General features: G+C 70.9%; 16 protein-coding genes. 3 read left to right on the forward strand and 13 right to left on the reverse strand.

Annotated features, from left to right (window positions below):
* Positions 1–321: 321 nt before the first annotated feature.
* The 7 genes from HNR25_RS17200 to HNR25_RS17230 form a co-directional block, all read right to left on the reverse strand.
* Positions 322–1,290 (reverse strand): PfkB family carbohydrate kinase, encoded by a 969-nt coding sequence (locus tag HNR25_RS17200; RefSeq protein WP_312862589.1) that lies wholly within the window; start codon positions 1,288–1,290, stop codon positions 322–324.
* The gene (locus HNR25_RS17205; protein WP_184636726.1) at positions 1,287–2,522 is read right to left on the reverse strand and encodes an AGE family epimerase/isomerase; all 1,236 of its coding nucleotides are present in this window, start codon (positions 2,520–2,522) and stop codon (positions 1,287–1,289) included. Before HNR25_RS17205 ends, HNR25_RS17200 begins: the two co-directional genes overlap by 4 nt.
* 233 nt (positions 2,523–2,755) lie before the next feature.
* Positions 2,756–3,778: a LacI family DNA-binding transcriptional regulator gene (locus tag HNR25_RS17210; RefSeq protein WP_184636728.1), complete on the reverse strand. Its 1,023-nt coding sequence runs from the start codon at positions 3,776–3,778 to the stop codon at positions 2,756–2,758.
* Positions 3,779–4,049: 271 nt separating this feature from the next.
* Positions 4,050–4,925, reverse strand: a complete 876-nt coding sequence (locus HNR25_RS17215; protein WP_184636730.1) for a LacI family DNA-binding transcriptional regulator — start codon at positions 4,923–4,925, stop codon at positions 4,050–4,052.
* Positions 4,922–7,414 (reverse strand): glycoside hydrolase family 2 protein, encoded by a 2,493-nt coding sequence (locus HNR25_RS17220; RefSeq protein ID WP_184636732.1) that lies wholly within the window; start codon positions 7,412–7,414, stop codon positions 4,922–4,924. The genes HNR25_RS17215 and HNR25_RS17220 overlap by 4 nt, the downstream gene beginning before the upstream one ends.
* Positions 7,415–7,679: 265 nt before the next feature.
* Positions 7,680–9,257: a PQQ-dependent sugar dehydrogenase gene (locus HNR25_RS17225; protein WP_184636734.1), complete on the reverse strand. Its 1,578-nt coding sequence runs from the start codon at positions 9,255–9,257 to the stop codon at positions 7,680–7,682.
* A 278-nt stretch (positions 9,258–9,535) separates the two neighbouring features.
* Entirely contained in the window at positions 9,536–10,372 is an 837-nt protein-coding gene (locus HNR25_RS17230; protein WP_184636736.1) for an alpha/beta hydrolase, read from the reverse strand.
* Positions 10,373–10,717: 345 nt separating this feature from the next.
* On the opposite strand from HNR25_RS17230, the gene HNR25_RS17235 reads away from it, so the two are divergent.
* Positions 10,718–12,004, forward strand: coding sequence for an ROK family transcriptional regulator (locus HNR25_RS17235; protein WP_184636738.1), 1,287 nt, complete (start codon positions 10,718–10,720; stop codon positions 12,002–12,004).
* Positions 12,005–12,034: 30 nt separating this feature from the next.
* Here the strand turns inward: HNR25_RS17235 and HNR25_RS17240 are convergent, their stop codons facing one another.
* Together HNR25_RS17240 and HNR25_RS17245 are read right to left on the reverse strand one after the other, a co-directional pair.
* Positions 12,035–12,847 carry an ArsR/SmtB family transcription factor gene (locus tag HNR25_RS17240; RefSeq protein ID WP_184639459.1) on the reverse strand — a complete coding sequence of 271 codons (813 nt, stop codon included), beginning with the start codon at positions 12,845–12,847 and terminating at the stop codon, positions 12,035–12,037.
* Positions 12,848–13,070: 223 nt separating this feature from the next.
* On the reverse strand, positions 13,071–14,048 hold the full coding sequence (locus HNR25_RS17245; RefSeq protein WP_184636740.1) for an aldo/keto reductase: 978 nt from the start codon (positions 14,046–14,048) through the stop codon (positions 13,071–13,073).
* 248 nt (positions 14,049–14,296) lie between these two features.
* Here HNR25_RS17245 and HNR25_RS17250 point away from each other — a divergent pair, with 248 nt between their 5' ends.
* Entirely contained in the window at positions 14,297–15,652 is a 1,356-nt protein-coding gene (locus tag HNR25_RS17250; protein WP_184636742.1) for an AAA family ATPase, read from the forward strand.
* Positions 15,597–16,277, forward strand: a complete 681-nt coding sequence (locus tag HNR25_RS17255) for an RloB family protein (RefSeq protein WP_281387571.1) — start codon at positions 15,597–15,599, stop codon at positions 16,275–16,277. The genes HNR25_RS17250 and HNR25_RS17255 overlap by 56 nt, the downstream gene beginning before the upstream one ends.
* 36 nt (positions 16,278–16,313) lie before the next feature.
* On the opposite strand, the gene HNR25_RS17260 is transcribed toward HNR25_RS17255, so the two are convergent.
* The 4 genes from HNR25_RS17260 to HNR25_RS17275 form a co-directional block, all read right to left on the reverse strand.
* A complete protein-coding gene (locus HNR25_RS17260) occupies positions 16,314–16,508 on the reverse strand; it encodes a hypothetical protein (RefSeq protein ID WP_184636746.1) in 195 nt (64 codons plus the stop codon).
* A gap of 22 nt (positions 16,509–16,530) precedes the next feature.
* Complete coding sequence (locus tag HNR25_RS17265; RefSeq protein ID WP_221457653.1) at positions 16,531–18,477, reverse strand: DUF262 domain-containing protein; 1,947 nt, start codon at positions 18,475–18,477, stop codon at positions 16,531–16,533.
* A 111-nt stretch (positions 18,478–18,588) separates the two neighbouring features.
* Positions 18,589–20,895 carry a GmrSD restriction endonuclease domain-containing protein gene (locus tag HNR25_RS17270; protein ID WP_184636748.1) on the reverse strand — a complete coding sequence of 769 codons (2,307 nt, stop codon included), beginning with the start codon at positions 20,893–20,895 and terminating at the stop codon, positions 18,589–18,591.
* An 82-nt stretch (positions 20,896–20,977) separates the two neighbouring features.
* The gene (locus HNR25_RS17275) at positions 20,978–23,092 is read right to left on the reverse strand and encodes a UvrD-helicase domain-containing protein (protein WP_184636750.1); all 2,115 of its coding nucleotides are present in this window, start codon (positions 23,090–23,092) and stop codon (positions 20,978–20,980) included.
* Positions 23,093–23,150 lie beyond the last annotated feature (58 nt).

Below are 23,150 nucleotides of genomic sequence, written 5' to 3' on the forward strand. Positions count from 1 at the left end.
AGTCGTGAGTGCGGCTTTTGCGGCTTATGCGCATTCTGGGGGCCAGAAAAGCGTACAGCGGGCCGGTGAAGCCGGGTGCTGAACGGCCCGACCCGCCGTCGTCGGCCGGTCGGGCCACCGGTCGGCCACTGCCTGACCGCCCGGCGTCGCGGCATCCCGTAGGACGGTCGTCATCCGGTGCCGGTTCCGTCCGTTCCGCCCGCTCTTCGCCGACGGATGCGACACCTCCGCCGACACCGGAACCCCCGCCTCTGACCGCATCCGGTCAGCCGCGGCATCCGATCGGACACCGCCGCCGGCCGCCCGTCCGCTCGGCCGGGCTCAACCGAATCCGGCCAGCTCGGCGGCCGTGGGCGGGTCGGCGCCCGGGCGGGTGCAGTTGATCGCGGCGCAGGCGGCGGCCGACGCCAGCAGCGCCCGCAGATCCTCCGCACCCGTCGGCACCGCGCCGCCCGAGGCGCACTCGCTGACCAGGGCCGCCATGAACGTGTCGCCGGCACCGATCGTGTCGTGCACCGCCACCCGCGGTGTGGACACGTCGGCGCGCCCTCGGGCGCTGAGCGCGAAGGCGCCCGCGCCGCCGAGCGTGACCACCACCGCTTGCGGACCCAGCCCCAGCAGGTGCCGGGCCGCTTCCTCGGCGGAGGTACCGGGATACAGCTCGGCGAGGTCGTCGTCGCTGGCCTTGACCAGATGGCTGACGCGGCAGAAGTCCTCGACGCGGGCGCGGGCGCGGTCGGGACCGGGCAGCGTCGCCATACGTACGTTCGGATCGAAGGTGACGATGCGGCGCCGCCCTTCGCTGCGGGCCAGCTCCAGAAGTTCGGCGTCGCCGGGCGGACGCAGCGCCGCGATCGACCCCAGATGCAGCGCCCGCACCGAGTCCGGAAGCGCGCCGGCGAGTTCGGCGCGCGTCCACGACCAGTCGGGGGCGTCCTCCAACCAGAAGTCGTAGCGCGCGGACCCGTCGTCGGCCAGCGTCGCCACGGCCAGCGCCGAGGAGCCCAGACCGGCCGGGCAGCGGCTCAGGTCGACCGACTCCGCGGCCATCCGCGCGCGCAGCCGCTCGGCGAAGGCGTCGCCGCCGAACCGCGACAGCAGCATCGTGGGTGTGCCCAACCGGGCGGTGGCCACGGCGATGTTGGCCGGTCCGCCGCCGGGCACCGGCCGCAGCACGCCGCCCGCCTCCGGCAGCAGGTCCATCACGTGCTCGCCGGCGATCGCCGCCTGCGGAGCCTCCTGCGCCGCCGCCCGGTGCTGCGCGGCCTGCGCGTGTCCGTGCGTGCTCACGCGTGCGTCCTCCCCTCGGGTGCGGCCCCGGCCCCGCGTACCGCGTAGCCGGGGATCGGCGTTCCCGCCGCGAACGACAGCGCAGTGTAAGCGTGGTACACGTCGGGCCGGCCGCTCCAGACGGTGGCGCTGGGACGCCCGTGCGGGTCGGTCTCGTGGCGCCAGTTCTGCGCGGTGTCGACGAAGTACTCCCGCACGTGGGCCCACCACCGCCGGGCCGAGGAGGCGTAGCCGGGGTCGCCGGTGCGGGTGTGCAGGGCGTGGGCAGCGGCGCACGCTTCGGTGGCCACCCAGTGCATGCGCTCGCCGATCACCGGGCGGTCGTCCCAGTCCAGCGTGTAGCAGAACCCGTCGGCGCCGTCGGGCGCCCAGGACGCCGCGACCGCGGTGGAGAGCAGATCCTCGGCCGCCGGCGCCAACCAGGCGGGCGGCTCCTCCAGAGCGGCTTCGACGTGCAGCAGCAGGCGCGCCCACTCCAGCGAGTGGCCGGGGGTCCAGCCGTAGGGGCGGAACGGATCGGCCGGGCGGTCGCGGTTGTAGTCGGGCAGCACGCGCCAGTCGGCGGTGTAGTGCTCGGGCAGCCGGTAGCCGTGCGCGGCGGCCTGGCCGCGGATGAGGAAGTCGGCGATCGACAGCGCCCGCTGCGCCCAGGCGGGGTCGCCGGTGGCCGCGCCCGCGGCGAGGAACGCCTCGACCATGTGCATGTTGCTGTTGGCGCCGCGGTAGTCCTCGCCGCGGGAGAAGGAGCGGTCGAAGGATTCGGCCGCGCGCCCGGTCTCGGCGTCCCAGAACCGGTCGAGCACCGTCGCCGCCGCGTCGTCGAGGAGGCCGGCGGCGCCCGGGACGTCGGCGGAGGCCGCGGTGGAGGCGGCCAGCAGGACGAAGGCGTGCTGGTATCCGGCCTTGTCGGTGTCGACGGGGGAGCCGTCGAAGGCCACGGTGGACAGCCAGCCGCCGTGCTCGGCGTCGCGCAGCGACCCGCGCAGGCTGCGTACGCCGTGCTCGGCGAGACCGGCCGCCGCACCGCCGTGTGCACGTGCGTGCAGCGCGCTGACGTGGGTGGTGCGCGCGGTGATCCAGGCCTGTACGCCCTGCTCTTCGCGCGCCCGCCCGTCGTCGTCCAGCCAGGCGAACCCGTGCTCCTGCCGGGAGCGCCCGGCCCAGGCGACGAGTCCGTCCCCCTGCTCTCGCGTCCACTCCGGCGGGGCCGGATCGTCGGCGGAGAAGTCCATATGGCGGCGTCCTTCCTACACACGTGTACCCGTCCGCGGCGGATGGCCGCGCGGGGTCCGGTCGGCGGCCGGGTGGTCCGCCGACGACCGGAACAGCCGGGCGCTGAACCGGTTACGTTCTACGATTCCTCAGGTCATGGCCGCCTGGTCCGCCCCCGGTCGCCGTCCGGGAGCGTACACCCGGCCCTGCGGGGACCCGCGGGCGCCGGGCCCCGGAGCGGGTCCCGCCGGCACTACCGCGCCTCCGGCGGGCGGGCGGTGCTCGCGCGCGGCACCAGACCCGCGTCGGCGGCGCGCCGGTCCTCGGCCGGGCGGCCGGCGAGCACGTCCAGCAGCGCCCGGGCCGCCTGTTCGCCGAACCCGTTCACGTCGCGGGCGATCGCCGTCAGGGCCGGTCGGGTCATGCGGCACAGCGGGGAGTCGTCCCAGGCGACCACCGACAGGTCGGCGGGCACCGCGAATCCCATCTCCTGGGCCACGCTCAGCCCCGAGACCGCCATCAGGTCGTTGTCGAACATCACCGCCGTCGGCCGCGGCGCCTGCGCGAGCAGCCCGCGCGTGGCCCGGGCGCCGGCCTCGTCGGTGTAGTCGGCGTGCACCACGGCGCGGCCGTCCATCCCCAACTCGGCCGCCGACTCCTCGAACGCCCGCGTCCGCCGCGACGTGTGCATCAGCGTCGGGGGACCGGCCACGCGCGCGATGCGGCGGTGGCCCAGGTCGGCGAGGTGGCGCAGGGCCATCGCCATCCAGGCGGCGTCGTCGGACCACACGCACGGTTGGGCCGCGTCCGGCAGCGGCCCGCCCACCAGCACCGCCGGCAGGCCCATCTCCTCCAGAGCCGCGGGCCGCTTGTCGTCGTCGACCAGGTCCAGCACCAGCACCCCGTCCACGCGCCGCTGCGCGTGCCACTGGCGGTAGGTGCGGATCTCGTGGTCCTGGTCGGCGGCCACCTGCAGCAGCAGCGACGTCGAGGTCGGCGACAGCGCGGTCTGCACCCCCGACATCAGCTCCATGAAGAACGGCTCCAGGCCCAGTGTGCGCGCGGGGCGGTCGACGACCAGCCCGATCGCGTCGGCGCGGCCGTCCGACAGCGCGCGTGCCGCCGTGCTCGGTGCCCAGCCCAGCTCTTCGGCGATGGCCAGTACCCGCAGCCGGGTGGCCTCGGAGACTCCGGGTCTGCCGTTGAGCGCGTAGGAGACCGATCCCTTGGAGACTCCCGCTGCCCGGGCGATATCGGCGATGGTGGGACGGTGCACGGTGAACTTCCTTTGCGATTCGGCGGACCGACGGTACCGGCTGCGGCCGCGCCGCACCGGGGGCCGGTCCGTGCCCACCGGCCGGGGCGGAGGTACCCCGGAGCGCGCGGGCGCAATCCCCGACACCTCCGAACGTAGCGTTTCCCGGGCCCGGTATCGGGACGGCCGGCGCGCCCGAACAGCACGGACGGCGCGAACCGCCCGGGCGGTCCGACGCGTGCGGGCGGCCCGAACGGCCCCACCGGGCCCCGCACGGGGATCCGCCCCGCCGTCACACGGCAGCGTGTACCCCCGGGCGGGCCGTGCTTCCCCGAGGGGTGATGCGGGCGGGCGGCGACCGGCGGTCGGCTACCGGCCCGCCGCCGGCGGCCTCCAGGACCGACTCGGCGACCGCGGCCCCGTACTGGTGGACGTCCACGCTCATCGTGGTCAGCGGCGGCGACGACAACCGGCACTGCGTCGAGTCGTCCCAGGCCACCAGGCTCACCTGCGCGGGTACCGAAACTCCCAGGTCCGCGGCCGCCTGCAGGCCCGCCACCGCCATGACGTCGTTGTCGTACAGGACGGCGGTGGGCGCGTGCGGCCGCCGCAGCAGCGCGGCGGTCAGCTCGGCCCCGGACTCGGCGGAGTAGTCGCCCTCGACGACGACCGGCGGCTCCGCGCCGGCCGCGCGGCACCCCTCGTCCAGCGCAGCGGTGCGCCTGTGGGTGTGCAGCAGGGAGGCGGGCCCGCTGACCCGGGCCACACGGCGGTGGCCCAGGCCCAGCAGGTGCTCCAGCGCCTCGTGCACCGGAGCGGCGTCGTCGGTGCGCACACACGCGGCGGGCGGCTGCCCGTCCCAGGAGCCGACGAGCACCGCGGGCAACCCCAGCTCGGACAGCACGCCCGGACGCTCGTCGCCGACGGTCAGGTTGACCACGGCCACCGCGTCGACCAGCCCCCGCGCCGCCCACCGGCGGTACGTGTCCAGCTCGGCCCGCTGGTCGGCGACGATGTGCAGCAGCACCGACATGTCGAGCCGGGCCAGGCGCTCTTCGATCCCGCCGATGAACTCCATGAAGAACGGTTCGACGCTGAGCAGGTGCGCCGGCCGCGCCAGCACCAGCCCGATCGCGCCGGCCGCGGCGGGGCGGACCGGCGGGCTCATGCAGCGCCGGTCGGGTGCGCGGCCAGCCCGTTGGCGCAGCGCAGCACCTGCGGGTCGGTCAGCCGTTCCGGCGCGATGCGCGCGGCGGTGCGCACGGTGAACGAGTGCGTCCGCCCGGCCGGGACGGACACCAGCATGTCGTCGGCCTCGGCGTCGGGAGCGACCCGGTCGGCCAGGATCGCGACGTCGCGGGCGAAGCTGTGCGCGTGCACGTCCACGCGGTAGCCCTCCGGAACGGCGGTGACCTGCGCGCTGAGCGGAGCGGGGTCGTAGGACAGCTCCACGTCCTCGCGGAAGGTGTGCACGGTGCGCGCGTCGTCGGTGGCGGCCACGAGTAGCTCCTTGCTCGGATCGGCCGGGGTGAGCAGGGACGCGGGAACCTCCAGGCGGACGGCCGACCGTGCCCCTGCGGCCAGCCCGATACTAGCGGTGTCCAGCACCGCGCCCGAGAAGTCCTGCCGCTGGAGCTGCACGCCGCCGTGCCACTCCGCGTCGGTGTCGTTGACCGCGATCAGCGCCTGCCCGCTGTCGCGCGGCTGGAACGTCAGCAGGCGCGGCGCGTACGCACGGCGCAGGGCGTAGTACAGCGGCTTGGGGCGCCCGTCGCCGTCGACCGCCGCCCACGACGTCACCGGCCAGCAGTCGTTGAGCTGCCACACGAGGGTGCCCGCGGTGCGCGGCCACCACGACCGGTAGTGCTCGACCCCGAAGGCGACGGCCCGCGCCTGGTTGAGCTGGGCGGCCCAGTGCCAGTCGGCGAAGTCCTCCGGCACGGGCAGGTGGCCCTGCATCCCGCGGTGCAGCTTGCCGTTGCCGTCCGCGGCCTTCTGGTGCATCAGGAACGCCGGTGAGGTGGGCGTGAGCGGAGCGTCGTGGATCCACGTGGTGAGGGTCGTCCAGGTGGGCGGGCCCTGGAAGCCGAACTCGGCGCAGAAGCGCGGCACCGTGTCGCGGTAGTGGGTGTAGTCGACCTGGTTCCACACCTCCCACTCGTGGCGGCAGCCGTGGTCGGGATCGTTGGGGTGCACCCCGCCGGGCCGGTGGCCGGGGCTGCACGGGCTGCCCTCGACATAGGGGCGGGTGGGGTCGAGCTCGGCGACCACGCGCGGGAACAGGTCGTAGTAGTAGCCCTCGCCCCACGTGGCTCCGGCCAGTTCCCGCTGCCAGCCCCAGTCGGCGAAGCCCCACAGGTTCTCGTTGCCGCCGTTCCACACCGCCAGCGACGCGTGCGAGGACAGGCGGGCGACGTTCTCGCGCGCCTCGGCCTCGAACTCCACGGCCAGCGGCTCCTCCTCGGGATAGGCGGCGCAGGCCAGCGCGAAATCCTGCCACACCAGTACGCCGCGCTCGTCGCAGACGTCGTAGAAGTCCTCGGTCTCGTAGATGCCGCCGCCCCATACCCGCAGCATGTTCATGTGGGCGCCGAGCGCCTGGTCGACGCGGCGCTGCAGGTGCTCGCGGGTGATGCGGGTGAGGAAGTGGTCGTCGGGGATCCAGTTGGCGCCCTTGACCGCGACGGGCCGGCCGTTGACGGTCACCGTGAAGCCCGCGCCGTACGCGTCGGGGGAGGTGTCCACGGCCACCGTGCGGAACCCGATCCGGCGGTGCGCGGCATCCAGCCCGGCCTGCGGATGCGCGGCGCCGCCGGCGTCGGACAGCGCGACGTCGAGGTCGTAGAGCGGCTGGTCGCCGTAGCCGGCCGGCCACCACAGGCGGGCGTCGGGTACCTCGATCACGGCCACCGCCTCGCTCGCTCCGGCGGGCACCGCGACGCGGGCCTCGCGGCCGCCCGCGCGCGCGGTGACGACCGGGGCGGCGCCGGCGGGGTCGGCGTGCTCGACGCCAACATGCGCCTCGACGCGGCCGGTTCCGTCGTCGCCGACGGTGACCAGCGGGCGCACCCCGGTGATGCGGGCGCCGGTCCAGCGCTCCAGCCGCACGGGCCGGAAGATGCCGGCCGTCTGCAGGTCGGGGCCCCAGTCCCAGCCGAAGGAGCAGGCCATCTTGCGGATCATGTTGTAGGGGTGGGCGTTGGTGTGCGGGCGGTGGCCCAGCCGCTCGCGCTCCCGCTCGGCGTGGTCCAACGCGGGGGCGAAGTCGACGGTGAGTTCGTTGGCGCCCCCGCGCAGCGCGTCGCGGACGTCGAAGCGGTAGGTGCGGTGCATGTTGGCGGTGCTGCCGATGCGGTGGCCGTTGAGGCGCACGGTGGCGACGGTGTCCAGTCCGTCGAAGGCCAGGTCGACCCGCTCGCCGGGCTGCGGCGCCTCGGCGTCGAAGGCGAGGGTGTAGCGCCACGCCGTCCGGTGGATCCAGGTGAGGCCGGCCTCGGCGGTGTCGAGGTAGGGGTCGCCGATGAGGCCGGCGGCGAGCAGGTCCGTGTGCACGCTTCCGGGTACCTGCGCCGGGACGGTGCGCCCGGCGATCTCCTCGGGCACCGGTCCGGCCGTCGCGGCCAGCAGCCAGTCCTCGTGCAGGGTCTGACGCTTCATGTGCTTATCACTCCAGGATCGGCCGCCGCGGTCGGCGGGGCAGGGGCGGCGCGTGCGCCGACGGCAGTTGGATTCTTACGTCACCAAATTAAGTAAGTCAATCAACGACGCCGCCCCGGGGGCAAGGATCGCGCCGCGGCCGCACGACGACGCCGGCACCCCCGCGCCGTGCGCGGGGGTGCCGGCGTATCCGCTGCGGACCGGGCCGCAGCGCCCCGCCGCGGCCCTGCCGGGAGGCCGGGGCGGGGCGCTCAGGATCCGGGCGTCAGCCCTCGCAGACCGATCCGTTGACCCGGAACTCCTCGGGCGCCGGGTTGCCGCCGTCGAACGTGCCCTGGACGCCGAACCGCCGCGATTCGCCCGCCGGGATGGTCGCGTTCCACCCCAGGTCGGCGGCCGAGACGGTCGTGCCCTCCTGGGTGATGTCGGCCTGCCAGCCGTCGGAGACCTGCTGGCCGCCGGTGTAGTCCCACCGGGCGGTCCAGCCTTCGACCGGATCCTCGCCGGTGTTGGTCACCTCCATCGACGCGGTGAACCCGTCGCCCCACTCGCTGTCCACGGTGTAGTCGACGGTGCAGTACACGGGCGGGGGCAGCGCCTCGAACCCGACCCGGTGCAGGCCGCCGGGCAGGTCGGTGACGGCGTAGAGCTCGCCGGAGGCGTCGGCGCCGAACGCGGTGACCTGGATGGGCAGCTCGCCGATGCGCTCGGTGGTGTAGTCGCCGTCGCCCGTGGGGCGGATACCCCAGGCGTTTCCGCTGCAGTAGTCGGCCATGACGTAGGTGCCGTCGGCGATGCCGGCGTACTCGCCGCCGCGGTAGACCGTGCCGCCGGTCACCGAGCAGTTGCCGTCCAGGTGGTCGTAGGAGAACACCGGATCGGTGTAGTCGCCGCCGCTCTCGCAGCGGTCGGCGTCGAACTCGTCGGGTCCTTCACGGCAGGGCCAGCCGAAGTTGGTGCCGCCGTCGCCGGCCTCCAAGTGGTTGACCTCCTCCCAGCTTCCCTGGCCCACGTCGGCGATCCACAGCGACCCGTCGGCCGGGTCGAAGGAGAACCGCCAGGGGTTGCGCAGCCCGTAGGCCCAGATCTCGGACCGGGCGTCGTCGTCGGAGACGAACGGGTTGTCCTCGGGTACGCAGTAGGCGTCGCCGCAGGAGTCGCGCACGTCCACGCGCACGATGGTGCCCAGCAGGCTGGTGAGGTCCTGCCCGTTGTCCAGGCTGTCGCCGGCGTCGCCGCCGTCGCCCAGGCTCCAGTAGAGGTGGCCGTCGGGGCCGAACTCCACCTCGCCGCCGTTGTGGTTGGTGTAGTCGCCGTGCTCCTCGGTGAGCAGCACCTCTTCGCCGTCGGCGGGAACGGTCGCCTGGTCGGGGCTGTCCATCGGGAAGCGGGCGAGGGTGAGGGTGCCGTCCTCGGCGGCGGTGTAGGCGACGTAGATCTCGGGGTCGCTCGCGAAGTCGGGCGGGGCGGCGATCCCCAGCAGTCCCTGCTCGTTGCCGTCGCTGGTGATGCGGTCGCCGATGTCCAGCAGCGGGTCGGCGGCGAGGCCGGTGTCGGGGTGGTAGACGCGGACGGCGCCGTCCTCTTTTTCGGTGACGAGCATGCGGCCGCTGCCGTCGCCCGTCGACTCGATGTCGGTGGGCCGGGCGAGGCGGTCGGCGCCGGTGCGCGTGTCGGTGACCTGCAGCCGCTCCAGCGGGAGCCGGGTATCGGCGGCGGACGCGTCCTGGCCGCCCGCGGCGGGGGAATCGTCGGCGGCGGCGGTTCCCGCCTGGCTCAGTGCTGCGAAAACGAGGGCGCACGCGGCTGCGGTCAGCCGCCGCGCCCGTGGGTGGTTCGGCATTTACGGCTCCTGGGAATACGGAATACACCCGCTCGGCGCGCGAATCCCCCCAGTGTGTGCCACCTCGCCCGGAGGGGTGATTGCAGCACGAGGGTAAACCGGTATAGCTCCCCGCCGCCAGGGATGTTCCGCACTCCGCGGCGGATTCCCGCGGATCGCCGCAGGTCGTTTCGGATAAACGCCGCGGAAATCGCGCGCGGAAAAGGGCCGGCGAGCGCCCCGGACGAGGAAGGGGAGCGCTCGCCGGCCCGTGAGGGGAGCCGGAGGAATGGCCTCTACTACAGGTTGCGCCGGCGGACGTCCCAGTCCGTGGAGCACAGGCCGCAGTCGGATCCGGTGAACGCACCGCCCGCCTGCCCGTCGCCCGTGAGCTGCCACTTCAGCCACGCGGCGCCCACGCGGCCGTACTCGCCGCCGTTCGGTTCGCCGAAGGTGCCGGTGTGTCCCACGTCCAGACTGCCCATGAACGCCGGCAGGTCCGACGGGATCCGGTCCCAGTCGTCCACCGCGTTCTCGTGGGCGATGTCGTCGGGGCCGCCGGTGAAGTAGGCGATGGGCGCCTCCAGCCGGTTCAGCCGCCAATTGTCGAGGTCGCTGAGCATGCCGCTGTTCCACAGCACCGTGGTGTCCACGCGGTCGTCGTCGGAGGCCTCGTAGGCCTCGATGCCGCCGCAGGACTGGCCCATCACCGCGATCGCGCCGGTGTCGAGGTGGCCCCGGTAGGAGCCGAACAACCGGTCGTTCTCGTCGACGGCCCAGTCGATCGCGTCGGTGAGCATGTCGGCGTCGGTGCTGCCGGAGCCGCCCGGGCGGCCGTTGGCGATCACCAGGAAACCGTGCGAGGCGATCTCCAGCAGGAATTCGTCGAACATGGTGCCGTCGGCCATGCAGCCGCCGTTGCCCCAGACGACGATCGGCAGCTGTTCGTCGTCGGGCAGGTTCGCGGGGCGGTAGATCGTGTGGCCGTAAAGCCGGAACGTGGTCTCGTATTCGGCGTCGTAGGGGCCGGTTCCGGCGGCTGCCGCGGGCGCGGCCGAGCCCGCGAGCAGGGCCGCGCCGGCCGACAGCGCGACGAGCGCTGCGGAAATCCGGTGGGCGGGTTTTCGCTGTCGCATATCACCGCTCCTTCGAGAGCCGTGCGGGGGAAAGCGTCCGGCGGTATTCCGGCGCCTGCCGTCGAAATATTAAGTACCGCGGAGAACACGTCAACGGGACATCCGCCGAAACGGGTCGTTTCGCCGATACCGGCCGGTCGGAAAAAAAGAACGCTTTATCCGGAGTGCGGAATCGGCCGGCGGGCGCGGCCGCCGGCGCCCCGAGCGCAGGCGCGCGGCCGTCCCGCTCCCGGCCATCCGCGGCGGCGCCGCCCGGCGCCGGTAGACTGCGCACGTATCCGGAGGCATCCGGGCGGGTCGGCGCCGCTGCGCCGGGCCGCAGGGGACGTGAAGCGGAGGTCGCACGTGGGCGCGCCGGCTCGGGCCATACCGCACGCGAGCAGCCGGGCCGCGGTACTCGACGTCGTCCGCGCCGCCGGCACCATCAGCCGCGTCGGCCTCATCCGCGCCACCGGCTTCACCGGCGCGACCATCTCCACCGTCGTGCGCAAGCTCATCGAGGACGGGCTGGTCCTGGAAACCGGCCGTGCGGAGTCCACCGGCGGCAAGCCGCGCGTGCTGCTCCAGCTCAACCAGTCCTCGCGCTACGCCGTGGGCGTGCACCTGGACCACTCCGGAATCGCCTACGTGCTCACCGACCTCGGCGGATCCGTCGTCGCTCGGATGACCCGCGCCGGCGCCGGCACCGACGACCCGCCCGCGGTCGTGCAGCGCATGGCCGCCGAGGTCGCCGCCCTGATCGACGGCGTCGGTGTCGACGAGGCCCGTGTGCTGGGTATCGGCCTGGTCTCGCCGGGGCCGCTCACACCCGCCTCCGGCATGGGGCCGGCCCCGCCGATCATGCGGCAGTGGGAGGACTTCCCGCTGGACGAAGAAGTGCGGCGGGCCACCGGACTGCCGGTCGTGCTCGGCAACGACGCCACCGCCGCCGCGCTGGGGGAGTACTGGTCCGGCGCGGTCAGCGGCTCCTCGACCTTCGCCGCCGTCTACGTCTGCACCGGGATCGGCTCCGGCATCCTCATCAACGGCATCCCCTACCACGGCAGCAGCGGCAACGCCGGCGAGATCGGCCACATCTGCCTGGATCCCGACGGCCCCGAGTGCTGGTGCGGGGCGCGCGGGTGCACCGAGACGCTGGCCGGCCCGGCCGCGGTCGTCGCCCGGGCCCGCGCCGACGCCGGGGCCGCCCGCGCCGCGGGGCTGGACGACGACGGCGGCGGACCCCGGCGCTCCTCGGTGGCCGCCGACTTCGCCGCCGTGGCCCGCGCCGCCCGCGGCGGCGACCCGGGGGCCCGCGCCGTCGTGGACCGCTCCGCGCGCTACCTGGCGGTGGCCACCCGCACGCTGGCCAACGTGCTCGACCTGGACCGGGTCGTGCTCACCGGCCAGAGCCTGGCCGTGGCGGGTTCGCTGTACCTGCCGGTCGTCCAGGAGGAGCTGGACCGCGCGTTCTTCTCCCGCGCCACCCACCCGGTCGCCGTGCATCTCTCCACGTCGGCCGCCACGGCCCCGGCCATCGGCGCGGCCACCACGGTGCTGCAGTCGGAACTGGTGCCGCTGCAGCCCGGCACCCGCATCCCCGGCGACCTCGCCGAACCCGAACAGGCCGCTCCCGGCCCGGTCGGAGCCTGAACCCGCCGGCACCCGCCGGGCGCGGCGTCCTCATTCCAGCTTCAGCGTCTCACCGGACTCCAGCAGCGTCTTCATGTTGGACAGGATCGCGGGCCAGCCCTGGCTGATGCTGTCCAGCATCACGCTGCCCGGATCGAAGCCGTCGTGGGTGACGGTCAGTTTCACGGCCGAACCGGCGGGCTCGATGTCGAAGGCGACCTTCGAGCGCCGCTCGTGGCGGTGCGCCTCGATCTCCTCCAAGCTCATCCCCGTGTGCTCGGCCATCTCGGGCTCGAAGCCGTGCCAGCTGTAGGAGAGCCGGCGCGGCGGATCGGCCTCCAGCACCTCCTGGCCCCAGTCGTGCTGCCGGTCGTCGGCGGTCACCTTCCACAGCACGGGCGATCCGACCTTCCAGTCGGAACTGGGGCCGCCGCCCTCGAAGTAGCGGGCGATGAACGCGGGGTCGGTCAGCGCCTGCCACAGGCGTTCGGGCGTGGTGCTGATGTAGGTCACGTAGACGAAGCTCGTCGCGCCGCCGGTGTCGTCGCCGCTCATGGGACTCTCCTCCAAGGCCTGTTTCAGGTCGGCGAGGGCGCGGGCCCTCGCGCGGTCGTAGCGGTGGATCCAGCGGTCGGCGATGTCGTTGATGGGCGCGGCGTTGAGGTAGTGCAGCTTCTCCCGGCCGCTGCGGGCGGTGGTCACCAGCTCGGCGGACTCCAGCACCGCCACGTGTTTGGCGACGGCCTGGCGCGTCATGTCCAGGCCGGCGCACAGCTCGCGCAGGCTCTGCCCGTTGCGCGCGTTCAGCGCGTCGAGCAGCCGCCGCCGGCTGGGGTCGGCCAGTGCCTTGAAGACCTCGTCCATCTCCACCCGACGATCATAAACGCAACCGCTTGGTTGCCTGCTAATTTATGCAACCTATCGGTTGCCCGTCAAGGGTCGGCGGGTCTCGGCGCAGGGGGCTGCGACACAGGAACGCCCCGGCGCCGCGGCGCCGGACCCGCACGGGCCGCGGCGCCGGGGCACGAGGAACGCTCACCGGGCCCGTGTCACCCGCCCGGCGGCGGATCGGTGTCGCCGAGGGGCGTCACCAGCGGTGGTGCACCTGCGGGCGCACCAGCTCGTCGTAGACCTCGTGCACGGCGGTGTGCACCTGCTGCGGCAGCGGGTCCAGGAAGGCCGCTTCCGCGTTGCCGCGCGCCTGCTCGGCGTTGCGGGCGCCGGGGATCACCGTGCTGACGCCGGGCTGGTCCAGGATCCAGCGCAGCGCGAACTGCGCCATCGTCATGCCCTCGGGTACGACCGCGCGGACCCGCTCCACCGCCTCCAAGCCGGTCTCGAAGTCGATGCCGGAGAAGGTCTCGCCCACGTCGAACGCGTCGCCGGAGCGGTTGAAGTTGCGGTGGTCGTCCTCGCCGAAGGACGTCTGGGCCGTGTACTTGCCCGACAGCAGGCCGCTGGCCAGCGGTACCCGGGCGATGATGCCGACTCCCGCCTCGCGCGCGGCCGGCAGCACCTGCTCCAGCGGCTTGTGCCGGAAGGCGTTGAGGATGATCTGCACGCCGGCCACGCCCGGACGCTGGATGGCGGCGAGCGCCTGCGCGCAGGTCTCCACGCTCACCCCGTAGGAGCGGATGCGGCCCTCGGAGACCATCGCGTCCAGGTCGTCGAAGACCGCCTCGGAGGCGATGACCTCGTCGGGCGGGCAGTGCAGCTGCACCAGGTCGATGGTGTCCACGCCCAGCTCGGAACGCGAGCGGTCGTTCCAGGCCCGGAAGTTGCCCGGACTGTACGCGCCGAGCTCCTGGGGCCCGCGCCGGCCCATCTTGCTCGCCACCGTCAGGTGCGGGTACTCCTTGAGGATTTGACCGACCAGCCGCTCGCTGCGGCCGTCGCCGTAGACGTCGGCGGTGTCGATGAAGTCGACACCCGACTCCACCGAGGTCCGCAGCGCCGAGAGCGCGTCCTCCTCGCTGACGTCTCCCCACGCCGCGCCGATCTGCCACGCGCCGAACCCGATCGCGCTGACGTTCCTGCCGGTCTTGCCGAGCTTGCGTTTCTCCATGGCAACCGAGCCTAACGCCCGCTGAACCGCTCCCGAAGCCCGCTCGCACGGGGCCGCAGGCGGGGCCGCGCCGGCGACGCGGCGACAGGACCTATGCAATTTCGTCGGCAGTTGTGACGTAAACCCTCGTAACCGGGTAGGTAGATGCATAGGATGCTGCTACCACGTCGATCCGTTCGCCCGAACCGTCCGCTCGGCCCCGCCGGGCGGCTCATCGTGCGCAGGGGTGCGCTGAAGGAGGACCGGCCATGCTGCTGCGGTTCCGCGTCGCCAACCACCGATCCATCCGTAATGAGCAGGAGCTGTCCCTGGTCGAGGTCCCCAAGAGGGGAGAGGACAAGCCCAAGGCCGGCGAGATCCCGCCGACTGTTCAGGTCGCCGGCATCTACGGTTCGAACGCGTCGGGGAAGTCCAACGTCCTGGACGCGCTGCGGTGGATGAGTTGGGCCGTGCGCACCTCCTACACGCGATGGGAGCCGGAAGGCGGTGTGCCCCGGTATCCGTTCCTGCTGGACGACGACGGGCCTGAAGCGCCGTCTTTCTTCGAAGTAGACATACTCCACTACGGGACCCGCTATACCTACGGTTTCGAAGTAGACGACACTCAGGTCCGAGAAGAATGGCTCTACGCGTACCCTCGGGGGCGTCCGCAGCGATGGTTTGAAAGGAAGATTTCCGAGGACGGCGACCATGTATATCATTTTGGTCGCTCACTCAAGGGTAAAGTTACACAAACAAGTAAGCTTACGAGGTCCAACTCTCTTTTTCTTTCGGCTGGCGCATCGCATGGAAATGACCAACTCTCCGTAGTGTACCAAGGCATACGGGGTGGATTTCGTGTCGCCGATCAAAATGTCGCCGACCAGGATATTCGTGCGTCGGTCACGCGGAGTCTTCTTGCCGATTCGAATTCGAGCGCTCAGGTGTTCAAGCTTATCGGGTTGGCTGATCTCGGTGTAACGGGGTGGCGACTCGAGGAAAGGGATTACTCGGAAGCCCTAAAGAAGACTTTTTCGGAAAGCTATGAAACCTTGGCCAAGGATCTCAATCTGACGAGTCGGAAACAGGAGTTGCTACTGCTCGAACGGGGCGAGGGGGAGTACCGGCGAGCGCTGTCTCCGGACCAGGAAAGTGACGGAACCAAGGCTTGGCTTGGACTGGTCGGACCGCTCGTCGAAGTGTTCCGCTCCGGAGCTTCGTTCCTCGTCGACGAGATCGACTCCAGTCTCCACCCAATGATCTCTTCGACCGTGCTCAAGATGTTCAAGGATCCCGAGGTCAACCCGAAAGGCGCGCAGTTGATCTTCGCGTCTCACGACACCACCCTGCTCGGGCATATGCTGGACAGTGAACTTCTCAGGCGCGATGAGGTATGGTTCACGGAGAAGGACGCGGCGGGCGCCACGGAACTGTACTCCCTCGCTGAGTTCCATCCCCGCGGTGAAGAGAACTTCGAACGGGGCTACCTTCAGGGGCGATACGGCGCGGTACCGTACGTGCCCTTCGAGGATATACGCTCGGTGTTCGCTGATCTGCATAAGGAATCAGATGAATCGTCCTCCTCGAGCAAAGAAGAGCCTCGCTCGGAGTACACGAACGCGTAAGGCGAAGGCGCGCTTTCTGATCGTCTGTGAGGGCTTGGTAACCGAGATCGAATATCTTGGTGGACTAAAACGCCTACTCAAGTCGCGACCGGTCGAGGTCGTCGATATGGGAATCGGTCGTGATCCGCGGTCGCTGGTCAATCGTGCGATCCAGGAGCGCGACAAAGCGGAGAAGTATGCGCAGCGGGAAAACGACGAGAACCGTCGGTTCGACGACACTTGGGTGCTGCTCGACGTAGACGAACACTCCAACCTGTCGGAAGCCCTGCGTATCGCGGACCGAGGCGGCATCAACATCGCCTTGTCCAACCCGTGCCTGGAGTTGTGGCTCCTCTACCACTATTGTGACTACACCACCACTGTCCACAGGCAGGTCTTGTGCACGGAGAAACTCCCTAAGTACATCAGCGGCTACAAAAAGCACCTCCCTGCGGATTTCCCTTTCGAGGCGCATCCCGAAGCCAAGAAGCGCGCTATCCGGGCCGCCAAGGGGCATGACAGCCCGCGCATCGAACACCGCAACCCCTCCACCGATGTGTGGAAACTCGTCGAGGCCATCGAGAAGGCCGGACAGACCGGACCGGCAAGCGGCGGATCGGCATCGGGCAAGGGTCGCCGGGCATAGGGGGCGGCGCCCGGCGGCTCCTTTCCGGGCCGGTGACTACCCGGATGCGGCCGCTGCCGGGTGGCCGAACTTTTCCAGGCGGGTGCGGGCCTTGGACAGCTTCGGGTCGGCGAACAGCGGGGTGAACTTCGGCTGGAGGGCGACCGCATCGACCGTCGGGTCCAGCCGGCCCGCGCTCCCACAGGTCGATCCGTTCGTCGCCTCTCCGCGCGCGCATTGCGAGGGTCTCACATTCTGTCCGATACGCCGGACCTCACTCGATGCTTGTGAGGGGGAATCGCTCAATCACTTTGTCCGCCAGTGCGTTCGTCCGCTCATCGATGTCGTCGGCCGTCCACGACTTCCGACCGGCGAGGTCAGAATTCAGCGGCAGCCCGTTGCGGTATCCGATGGGCCTCCCCTGAGGATCCCGGCGGTCCCGCTTCTCGAGGAAGGACTTGTTGCCGAGGTTGCTGTTGTAGGCGGTGATCGTGAGGTTGCCGAGTCTGTGGCGGTGCTCCTCCTGCACCTTTTTGGCGTTGTCCTCGCCCCCGAGCATCTCCTGCCACGCCGACGGCAGGTTGTCGCCCTGCGGGAGAATGTGTTCGATCGTCCAGACGTAGTGGTTCGAATCCCGACGCCACAGATTGACATCCGTCTCTCTGGTCATCGCGTCCTCGGTCAGGGTCGTGAGAATGTAGCGCGCGACGTCGGTGTTCTCCTCATAGATTCGTCCCAGTAGATTCTTTCGAAAATCCTCATCGGTGGCCGAGGCCTCCGTCAAGCGCTTAGTGATCAGCCTCAGGACATCTTCGCCTCGCGTACCACCGATTTCCTCGATCGTGGTCATGAACAGCTTGTCCAACTCGTACGTCTGCGGATGCCCGGTGAGATTGCGACGGACGAAGAAGCTGATCAGCCGGTCCACGACTTGCTCCATATGGGAATCCGTCAGCTCCAGTTCGCGTTGCTTCGACATCAACCGGATGACCAGGACGTAGGACGGCGCACCTTGGGCACGCATCAATCGCTGAAACGCTCGATCAAGCGATGTCGGCTGGTCAAGCTCCACCACACAGTTGATCCGCCCGTAGATCCGACTGGCGTCGACCAGCTGGCCGACGACTCGCTGAAGATCCTCACGGAGAAGAGATTCGTAGATTCGGATCAGATTGGATTTCTTTGCCACAGACGCGTTCGGCACGTTCGGAAGTTCGGCTTTGAACGCGTTGTAGTAATGGCGCAGGAACCGCTCCTGAACAACATAGTGGTCGCCCAGGCTCGTGAGTATGGCGTTCCAATTATCGAACGCCTCGTCGACGTTCATGACCTGCTTCTTCTCCGACTCGGCGAGCAGGTGGGTCTTGATGAGGTCGACTGGCGAGAGGGGCATTCCGCGGTTGTTGAGCGACTCGAACAGCGAAAAGGCGTCAGCGTGGTTGGCGACCTCGATCTTCACGATCACCGCTTGCAACGCCGCCTCGTGGACCCTCAGCGCAGCCTCCGGCTCCGTGATCTGCTCAGTCTCGGCGAGCTTGACGATGGCCGACCGGAAGTAGCGATAACACTTCGCGATCCTGCGGCTGGGATAGTACGGCCTACATTCACCCCGGACCGGCAAGCCGGCCTCCTCCAGGGTCCGTCCGTAGTCGTCGAAATTGTGCCCCTGTTTCTGCGGCGTCACCCTCGGCTGCTTGTCGGTTTTGTGTACCAGCTGTCGGCTCAAGTTCGTCACGTCAGTTCGAGTGTCATCGTCGAGCTGATCGATATGGTTCCTGAGTACTGAATGCACTGCAGCGAGCAGCAGAGTAAGCGTCGTCAGCCTCTGCTGGCCGTCGATGACCTGCAGAACGTTGCTGTCGAGCGAGTCCGTGGTCTGATCCAGCGTGATGATCGTGCCCAGGAAGTGCGCCCCGTCAGCCTCGATGAGGTCTTCGAAGAGGTCCTCCCACTGCGGCTTGTACCAGGAGTACTCACGCTGATACGGCGGCACGCTGTACATCACATTGCCCTCGTGGCTGAGGAGCGTATGCACGGGGTACTGGTTGGCCGACTTGATCATCGGGCACCTTCCGAACTGTCGACGATGTCGAGAAGAGACCGGCTCTGTACGGTTCTCTTTGTTTCCACTGATGACACGGCGAGGGGCAGCAGGCCTTGGCTGGGCCCGGTCGGCGTCGGCGCCGACCACGGCCAGGAAGCGGAACTCCAGCCCCATCATGCGGTGCACGGTCCCCATCGGGACCGCCTCGTCCTCGGCCCGGCATCGGGCAAGGGCCACCGGGCGTAGGTAGGGCGGCGCCCGGCGGCGCCTGTGGCCGGTCCCGGTCGGCTAGCTCGCCGCTGCCGGGTGGCCGAACTGTTCCAGGCGGGTGCGGGCCCTGGACAGCTGCGGGTCGGTGAACAGCGGCGCGAACGTCGTGTTGAGCGCCAGCGCCTCCACCGTCAGGTCCAGGCGGCCGCGCTCCCACAGGTCGCCGAAACCGTCGGAGACCGCCGGCGCGTTGAGCAGTTTGCGGGCGGTCTCCAGGGGCGTCAGGTCGTAGAGCATGTTCAGGAAGCGCGGGTCGTTGTGCCCCGCCTCGTCGCGGGCGCGCCGGTAGAGACCGTGCATGGCGGCGTCGAACTCCCGCAGCAGGGCGTTCCCGCCGGGGGAGCCGACCGGTTCGGCACCGTCCGCGTCCTCCGTCGGATCCGGCCCTTCCTGCGACTCGGCGGTCGCCTCTCCGGCCGCTGCGGCGTTCTGCCGGTCCACGAACCCGCGCAGCGCGTCCGTCGAGGTGAACACGGCATAGCCCAGCTCCGTGAGCCGGCGCACGTCCGCATGGTCGGAGTCGAGCTCCAGCACCACCGGCGCCCCCTTGCCCGGCTGCAGGCCCTCGGGCCAGAACGCTTCGGCCACGGCCAGTTCGCGGCCGGTGTCGGGGTCGCCGATGCTCGTGTCGGTGGAGGGCTCGGCGTAGCCGTCGCGCTGCAGTTCCTCGATCAGTTCGCGGACCTGTACTACCCGGGGGTTGTCGTCGGCGGGGTCGGTGACCAGCTGCACCGGCGCAAGCTCGGTGTCGTCGCCGCCGGGCCGGGTCCCGTCGTGCAACCCGGCGAGGAAGTCCCGGGCCGCCTTGGCCAGCAGCTCGCGCCGTTCCTGCAGGAAGTCCGGGTAGCGCTCCACCCGCCACAGGTCGGGGTCGGCGGGGATCCACTGCGACTCCAGCACCCCGGGATGGCGCTCCTCGGCCTCGGCGAAGTAGTCCTGCGGAGCCTTCTTCCCGATCTCCAGGTTCGACTGCTGGGTCAGGAAGCAGAAGTTGGCGAGGGCGTTGACCTGTCCCGCGCTGTAGCTCTTGTCGAGCAGGGCCTTGGGGAAGATGTGGTGCATCTGCAGCGACGTCAGCTTGCCCAGCGACTCCGCCTTCAGCTCCAGCCCGCTGCCGAAGTCCCGTGCGCCCATCACCCGCGTCAGCATGTACAGCAGCGGGTAGAAGCGCGCCCCCCGGGTGAAGGCCTCGAAATCGTGGGCGCGGATGTCGAGGTTCCCGCCGCGCCACCGCTCCAGGGTCTCGATGAGTCCGTCGACCCCGCTGTTCGCGGCGGCCTTGTAGTCCTCTTGGAGCGAGGTCTCCGTCGATCCGCTGAACCGGCCCCGCAGCGCCGAGTGGATGTACCAGAACAGGACCTTGTCGCGCCGGGCGCTGTCCTTGAAGGCGTCGCCGTCGACGCTGAGCAGCCGGGCGACGACCGGAATCGCCGAGCGGCCCATGAGGACCCGGTCGTGGTCCAGCCCCAGACGGCCCGAGGCCGCGTCGAGGAACGTGTCGGTGTGCTCGACGGACGTGCGCAGAGCGGTCCCGAATTCCGCGGCGGACACGCCCCTGAGGGCCTTGAAGTCCGCTTGGCCGGTGGCGACCGCCGTGGCGTTGCGCAGCAGCCAGTCAAGCGAGAACGAGAAACCCGCCGCCTCCCAGCGGTCCAGGTGGCCGCGCATCTCTTCGCGCGTTTCCGGCCGCTCCGCGCACAGCCTGGCCAGTGCCAGATCGCCCTTGGACAGCTTGGTGCCGCCGCTGTTGACCCGGTTGAAGATGTCGACGACCTCGTCCACGGTCTTTTCGGCCCCGTCGATCTTCTCCTGGTGGAGCTCCCGGTCGGTGATCTGCGCCAGCCGGTTGAGCCGGTCCAGGTACCGCTGTCCCTTGTCGGGCCGGTCGGCGAAGGTCGCCAGGAACGGCACCGGGCCGGAGGCGAACAGATCGGTGACGCCGATCCAGGTGTCGTCGCCGCTCATCTTGCTCGCCGCGTAGAACTCGAACGCTTCGGACTCCACGTTGAAGTACAGCCCGGTGAACACTTTCGGGTCGCCGCGGAAGAACGCCGGCGGCCTACCGCGGATGACGGCGTACAGCGTCGTCACCCGCTGCTGCCCGTCCAGCAGCAGCAGGTGCGTCCCGTTTCCGGGGATGCCGCCGGTCACCGCGACCTCGGCCGCGGTCTCCCACATCAGCAGGCTGCCGACGGGATCGCCGCGGTACATCGACGTCATCAGCGCGCGCACCTGCTCGCGGTTCCACACGTAGCCGCGCTGGAACTCCGGCAGCTGCACCGTGCCGACCTCGATCTGGTCGAGCAGCATCGACAGTTTGGTCATCGTCCACCTTCCTGCTTCCTGCTTCTTGGGGGGACGTTCGCGAAAATGCGGCGGGGGACACGCGGGCGACGGACCGCGCCGCTCACCCCGCCTTCGGCAGGAACGGGCTGGGCTCGCCCTGCCAGGTGACGTTGAGGAGTTCGCGCGCCCGGGTGCAGGCCACGAACAGCAGGCAGCGTTCGCGCTGCAGGTCGTTGGCGTGGGCGACGGCGTCCTCGGATTCCGGGGTGAGGGCCTTGGCCGAGGGGATCCGGTCGGCGTCGGCGCCGACCACCGCCAGGCAGCGGAACTCCAGCCCCTTCATGCGGTGCATGGTCCCCACCGACACCGCGTCCTCCTCGGCTTGGCCGCCGCGGAGCATGCGCGCCGCGACGCCCGCCTGGACCAGGGCGTCGGCGGCTTCCTCGGCCAGGCGGTTGGAGCGCGCCGCCACACCGATCTCGCTCGGCAGCACGTCGGCGCCCAGCCACTCCCGCACCGTGTCGGCCAGGGCGCGCAGCTCGGCGGCCCGGTTCGCGAACCCCGTGAGCTGCGGCGGCAGGCCGCTGACCTCGGAGCGGCAGCCCGCCAGCGTCTCCAGGCCGCCGTCCATGTCGTCGATGCTCTCGCCGTGCAGCAGCTCCAGGCTCCACCCCAGGATCTGGGCGGTGGTGCGGTAGTTGACCCGCAGCCGCCGCGACCGGCCCGTGACGTCGACGCCGACCTCGCGCAGGCTGACCCGGTTGGCGTAGATGCGCTGGTGGGTGTCGCCGGCGATGAAGACGTCGTCGGGGGCGTGGGGAACGGCCGCCCGCAGCAGCCGCCACTTCTCCGGGCCCAGATCCTGGGCTTCGTCGACGACCACGTGCCGGTAGGGCTTGTCGTCGTCGGCGCGTTCGGCGAGGATGCGTGCGGCTTCGGCGCACACCGACTCGTGGGTCCACAGGCCGCCGTCGCGCAGCTCGCGCTGGAATTCCCACACCGCCTGCCACACGCGGGCCTTCTGCGCGGCGCCCAGCCGCCGGCCGCGCCCGGTGCGCTTGGCGGCCAGGTAGGCGTCGGCGGAGTCGATGCGCTTGGCCAGGATCACCTGGCGCCACTCCTCGGCCAGGAACGCGGGGCTGAACCCGGCCCCGGTGTGCTCGGCGGCCGCGGTCCACAGCTCCCGCTCGCGCTGGTTCTGCAGCAGCTGCGGCGGCCCGTGCACCTCGCGGAAGACGCGGTGGGCGAGCTTGTCGACGTGCTCGACCGTGACCGCCTCCAGCGGCTCCGGGGTGTCGGCCAGCACTTTCATCCCCGCCGCCAGTGACTCCGCCAGCGTCGACGTGAACGTCGTGACCAGCACCGGCCCCGCGCCGCGCTCGGCGAGGGCGCGGGCGCGGTGCAGCGCGACGACGGTCTTGCCGGTTCCGGGACCGCCCGTGACCCGCGCCGGGCCGCTGTGGCGGGCCTCGGCCGCGTCGCGCTGCATCGGGTGCAGGTAGACCCGCCACAGGTCGAACGGCCGGGCGAAGACCGCCATCAGCTCGCCCGGTCCGTCCACCAGGACGACGCGGTCGGGGCTGCGCCGCACGGCCGCGTCCAGGTCCTCCGGGTCGAACCCGTCGCCGCCGGAGGTGATGGCCGCGCCCAACTCGTCCCACACCTGCTCCGGCGCCATGCCCGTGGCCAGCCCGTACAGCACCTGCCACTGGGTCGTCGGCAGGAACATCCGGGCCGTCTCCAGCTGCACCGGGTCGGTCAGCACCCGCGCGAACTCCAGGGTCTGCGGGTCGATGCCGAGCCGGTGCATGTCGGCGTCGGCGACCTCCGCGAACAGCTCCGCCGGCTCCTCCCGCTGCCGCGTGGCCGCCATCTGCTCCAGGTGCGGCCGGACGGTGTCGATGGCCTCGCTGTCGCGGATCTCGATGCGCCCGGTGGCGGAGTTGACCGAGGCGGTGCGCCGCGCCGCCCACGCGTAGGCCTCGTCGTGCGGCAGGACCTTCAGCAGCGTGTAGATGTCGCCGGACTCGGGCGCGAGCACGACGCCGCGGTGGGATTTGCCGATGCGGATGGTGCGGAACCGCCGGTCGCGGGCGTGGGTCACCTTCTCCAGATGCAGGCCGGTGTGGGTGGCGCGGTCGAACTTGGCGAACACCTCCTCCACCCGGTCCTGCACGGGCTTCTCCAGGTCGGCGAACTCGCGGAGGAAGTCGCGGTCGATGGCGAGCGTGGGCAACGGGGGAGCTCCTTGTAGCGGGGGGCGGGTGCGGTGGGCGGCCGCGGACCGGGGCCGG

The sequence above is a fragment of the Streptomonospora salina genome, assembly GCF_014204715.1.
GTDB lineage: Bacteria > Actinomycetota > Actinomycetes > Streptosporangiales > Streptosporangiaceae > Streptomonospora > Streptomonospora salina.